Source organism: Streptomyces sp. NPDC002513, from assembly GCF_053595355.1.
In genome coordinates, this window is sequence record NZ_JBSFXK010000103.1 from 1 (window position 1) to 4,243 (window position 4,243).

General features: G+C 71.3%; 2 protein-coding genes and 1 pseudogene. 2 read left to right on the forward strand and 1 reads right to left on the reverse strand.

The window, feature by feature from the left end; all coding sequences use genetic code 11:
* Positions 1 to 171: 171 nt before the first annotated feature.
* Both ACWD5Q_RS34100 and ACWD5Q_RS34105 read left to right on the forward strand, forming a co-directional pair.
* The gene (locus ACWD5Q_RS34100; RefSeq protein WP_451430952.1) at positions 172 to 330 is read left to right on the forward strand and encodes a hypothetical protein; all 159 of its coding nucleotides are present in this window, start codon (positions 172 to 174) and stop codon (positions 328 to 330) included.
* A 183-nt stretch (positions 331 to 513) separates the two neighbouring features.
* Positions 514 to 1,935, forward strand: coding sequence for a GH39 family glycosyl hydrolase (locus tag ACWD5Q_RS34105; protein ID WP_451430959.1), 1,422 nt, complete (start codon positions 514 to 516; stop codon positions 1,933 to 1,935).
* Between the two features lie 50 nt (positions 1,936 to 1,985).
* Here ACWD5Q_RS34105 and ACWD5Q_RS34110 read toward each other — a convergent pair.
* Positions 1,986 to 4,243: pseudogene (locus ACWD5Q_RS34110) on the reverse strand (lipopolysaccharide biosynthesis protein); the annotation flags it as partial.

The following is a 4,243-nucleotide window of genomic DNA, read 5'->3' on the forward strand; positions in this document are numbered from 1 at the left end:
TCGCCCTCGTCATGCTCACCCTCGCCGGAGACAAGCCCACCCTCCCCGGCCGCCAACCCACCACAGAATGACCCACACATCAGGCAGGAGAGCCCCTTTGAAGCACGTCCGACCCGTCGAGATCGATTAGGCGTCCCGACAAAGCGCGCGGCCCTCATCGTCTCTGGCGACGTGATCGGTTACGAGGGCGCGTGGCGCAGGGTCAAGACGGCCAAGACCGACCGAGGACCGATGGGCGGGTTGGCCGTCGTGGTCACCTGGGAGGAAGGCGGCACCGCCCGCTTTCCCGCGGCGGACGAACTCCTCCTGGGCTCGCTGGAGTCCGGGTAACGCGGCTGTCGCTGGTGAGTGGCGCGCGTGGGCACGTCGGCTTTCCGCACGTCCGGCCGAGGCGGTCGGACGCCCCGGCGCGCCGTAGGCGCGCCCTTGAGGGAGTAAAGGCTGTTTCGACCGATGCCGGGTGCGTCGGAAGCCCTGGACTTCAGGCCAGGGAGTACGTCAATGTGGCCCATGATGGGACGTCGTGAGGGGAATTCGGGGGCTCGGCGGTGGCGCCTCACCGCTCTGCTCGGCGTGGGGGCGGCCGCTCTGGCCCTGGTGGTGACCCTGATCGGCACGCTGTCCGGCAACGGCGTGAGCACCACGGGCACCACGCGTGACGGCGACAGGGTGCACGGCACGCCCGCCACCCCGCCCGCGGACACGGGACCGGACGTCGGCTGGGGCTTCACCCACACCCAGTACAGCGCCGACGAGGGTCCCGGCGCCGCCACCGCGCGCGTCGAGGGGCTGCTCTCCGGGACGGACCTGCCGCAGAACCAGCACATCATGGGCTGGGGCGCGGGCAATCCTGAACCCGTCGAGGGCCGCTACGACTTCGAGGAGATGGACCGCCGCATCGACTTCGTCCGCAAGAGCGGCGGCACCCCGGTCATCACCCTGTGCTGTGCCCCGGACTGGATGAAGGGCGGCAAGGCGGGCGCCGGCGCCACCGACTGGAGCCAGGCCGCCCTGGAGACCGCGCCGACCCCCGACCACTACAAGGACTTCGCGGACCTCGCCGCGACCGTCGCCAAGCGCTACCCGGACGTGCGCCACTTCATCGTCTGGAACGAGTTCAAGGGCTTCTGGAACGACTCCAAGGGCCGCTGGGACTACGAGGGCTACACCACGCTGTACAACCTGGTCTACAAGGCGCTCAAGCAGGTCGACGACAAGATCATGGTGGGCGGCCCGTACCTCGTCATGGACAGCGTCGACCCCCGGCGGAATCAGGACGCGTCCACGAACCTGCGGGGCACCTGGGGCGCCATGGACCAGCGGGTTCTGGACGCCTTCGACTACTGGAACCAGCACAAGGCGGGCGCCGACTTCGTCGTCGTGGACGGCTCCAGCTACACCAAGGACGACGAACTGCTGCCGAACGAGTTCGCCGCCACCGACAAGCTCACCGCCGTCGGCGCCTGGGTGCGGAAGCAGACCCGCGACCTGCCGCTGTGGTGGGCCGAGTACTACGTCGAGCCCGCCGACGGCAACGACGACCGTGCCGGCTGGACCGAGGACCACCGCGTCGCCGTCCAGGCCACCGGAATGATCGCCCTGGTCAAGGGCGGTGCCTCCTCGGGCTTCTACTGGAACCCGGAGGAGCCGAAGGGCACCGCCTGCCCGGGCTGTCTGTGGACGCCGACCGACACCGGCAAAGGCGGCAGAGCACTGCCCATGTACGACCTGGTCTCCCGGTTCGGCAAGGCGTTCCCGCCGGGCACGCGGTACTGGACGGTGCAGGTCGCCCCGGACGACGTCCCCAACGTCCGTGTCCTCGCCACCGACAAGGTCGTCCTCGTGGTGAACACCCTCGGCCGCCCGATCAGCGCGCAGGTCGACGGCAAGCGGTTCGGCATGAAGGCCTACGAGGTGAAGTGGCTCTCGCGGTGAGCCGCTCCACCTCGTACGCCCGCTGACCTGTCGGACTTCCCGCCCGCCGCTCAGCCCTTGCCCATGGTCACAAAGCGCTGCACCAGCGAGGCCAGGAACATCGCGAGCAGGGGCAGGCAGAACCAGAAACCGCTCTGCAGCAGACGCAGTCGCCGCACACTCGGCGGCAACGCCACCCGTACGACCTCACGCGCCGTCAGCACCAGGACCAGCGCCATGGCCGTGAGTCCCCCGACCACCGACCACGGCGTCCAGGTCACCCGGGGGCCGATCGGACCCGGGTGCGGCTTCGCGACCGGGCCCGCGGGCTGTTTGCGCAGCGCGTACATGGTCACGTCGCCGTTGACGAGGACCTTCCTCAGCTCCGGGCGGCCGTCCAGGCTCCTGAGGAGCCGGGGCTCCCAGGTCGCCGAGTAGCCCACGTCCATCCGGAGGTAGGTCACCTGGCTCTCGTTGATCATGAGGTACGCCTGCGGGCCGGCCTCCTTGAGCGACGTGACCAGGCCCGACACCAGGACCGGATCGGCGGGCGCCAGGGTCGGCACGTACTGCACCTTCTCCATGTCCCTGGCACCCCACGGCATCGCCGGCGTCACGTTGTTGACGGTGTCGTTGCTCAGCCACAGCAGCCGCACGGTCGGATCGTCATGGGCGTACACGTAGTCCATCGCCGCGACCTCGCCCGGGCGGATCCGCTCGAAGGACTCGTTGCCCCAGCGGGCCACCAGGAAGCCGCCCATCAGCAGCAAGCCCGCCAGGAGGGCGGCGAGCGGGGCGAGACCCGCCCGGTCCTCCTCCCGCTCCCCGGCCGTCGCTCCGGTGCGCGGGAAGAGGGCGAGCCCGGCCAGCAGGGCCGCGCCCGGGACGGCGAACATGAACACGCGCAGCGCCATCTCGCCGCCGTAGGACTGCATGCCGAAGCCCAGGAACGGCACGAAGGTCAGGACGAGCAGCGACCGGTCGCGGTACCGGTGCCCGCGCCGCCGCCACCAGCCCCAGCACGCGAACGCCAGCACCGCCCCGGCGAGCAGTACGCGCGTGTACAGCACGAGTTTGTGGGTGGGGTCGCCGCCCTGGATGCGCCCGGAGACGGACGTCGACACATTGCTGCCGACGCCGCCGACCCCGCCGAACAGCTCGTTGAAATGGCCGGACCAGTACGGCTCGGCCATGAAGCCGACCCAGAACGCCACCAGCACCCCGAACAGGATCGGCAGCCCGCGCAGTTCGGAGCGGCCGGCCAGGACGAGCGCCGCGAGCACGCCCAGCATCACGAACGGGGTGAGCTGGTGAGCCGGGACGCTCGCCGCGTACAGGCCGATCAGCACCATGAGCAGAACGGCGCGCTGCCCGCGGGTGGCCGGTTCGACCTCCGCCTCACCCGGGCGGGCCTTGGTCCAGATCACCCGCGGCGCGCGGAACCACACCAGCAGGATCGCCACGAAGGCCAGGTAGAGCAGAAAGGTGAAGCCCTGCGGGGAGAAGTAGTCCTGGCCGACCCAGCCGCTGAGCACGAAGATCCAGATGCCGGTCCACTTGGCGCGCCAGCTCGCCCGCAGGGCGCGCAACAGCAGGAACATCGGTGCCAGGTACAGCAGTTGGATGGCCGTCGGCCACCAGCGGATGACCTCGGTGAGGTCGGTGACCCCGCACGCCTTCGCGACGAACGCGGCCGCCGCGAAGAAGCCCGGCCAGCTCCAGCGCGCGTCCAGGTCCGGTACGGCGGAGCCGGTGCGGTCGATGTAGTCGAGGAACCCGAGGTGCTGCCAGGCGGTCGCGAAGCGCGGCTCGGTCTCGATCACGGCGGGCAGCGCGTGCAGGGAGACGACCGTGGCGAGCAGGGTGGCCAGCAGCAGGCCCTTGTGCTCACGGCCCCGCCACAGCAGCCCGGCGAAGACCACGACCAGGAGCGCGGCTCCGGCCAGGGTCGGCAGCGGCAGGACCGAGATCAGTCCCAGGCCGCCCATCCGTGCCAGGGAGCCGTCGTTCATGCCCAGTGCGGGCAGCCAGTACAGCAGCAGCGCGACGACGAGCAGACAGCCGAGCACGGCACCGGGCGGTCCGGGCCGCGGCCGGTCGTCCTCGGCCCGCGGGGCGCCCGTGGCCGCCCGCGCCGCCGCGACGGAGGCGCGCGCCGCCGTGCCCTGCGGCCCGGACGGGGCGCGGGGAGGCTCGTCGCCGGCGAACGCCGCGTCCACCTCCGGGATCTCGGCGGGACCCGGTGCGGCCGGTGACTCCGGCTGCTCCGCCCGGTCCCGGCCTAGCCCGGCCGGGGGGAGACCCCGCCCCACCGGCAGGTCCACGTCCA